The organism is Vibrio sp. CUB2 (assembly GCF_001557945.1).
Classification (GTDB): domain Bacteria; phylum Pseudomonadota; class Gammaproteobacteria; order Enterobacterales; family Vibrionaceae; genus Vibrio; species Vibrio owensii.
The window spans coordinates 1-297 of sequence record NZ_LNRB01000090.1 but is presented as its reverse complement, the minus strand read 5'-3'; the positions used below and the strand labels follow the sequence as shown (position 1 = coordinate 297).

Sequence of the window (297 nt, the reverse complement as noted above, 5' to 3'; positions counted from 1 at the left end):
AAAGAGACGAAGATATCCCAATATCTTCAATCCAGTGTCCCGTTCGTCTAGAGGCCTAGGACACCGCCCTTTCACGGCGGTAACAGGGGTTCGACTCCCCTACGGGATACCATTGGGTCGTTAGCTCAGTTGGTAGAGCAGTTGACTTTTAATCAATTGGTCGCAGGTTCGAATCCTGCACGACCCACCATTCTTCTCCACGAAGAATCAAAACTTATGTGGGCGATTAGCTCAGTTGGGAGAGCACCTGCCTTACAAGCAGGGGGTCACTGGTTCGAGCCCGGTATCGCCCACCAT

Annotated in this window: 3 tRNA genes; all 3 read left to right on the top strand. The window is 52.2% G+C overall.

The features are described 5' to 3' along the window. Nucleotides 1-36 precede the first annotated feature (36 nt). The 3 genes from ATB78_RS28035 (at nt 37) to ATB78_RS28025 (ending at nt 296) form a co-directional block, all read left to right on the top strand. Nucleotides 37-112: transfer RNA gene (locus tag ATB78_RS28035), tRNA-Glu, on the top strand. Between the two features lie 2 nt (nt 113-114). Beyond that, a tRNA-Lys gene (locus ATB78_RS28030) sits at nt 115-190 on the top strand. A 30-nt stretch (nt 191-220) separates the two neighbouring features. Then, nucleotides 221-296: transfer RNA gene (locus ATB78_RS28025), tRNA-Val, on the top strand. The last annotated feature ends 1 nt before the right edge of the window (nt 297 follow it).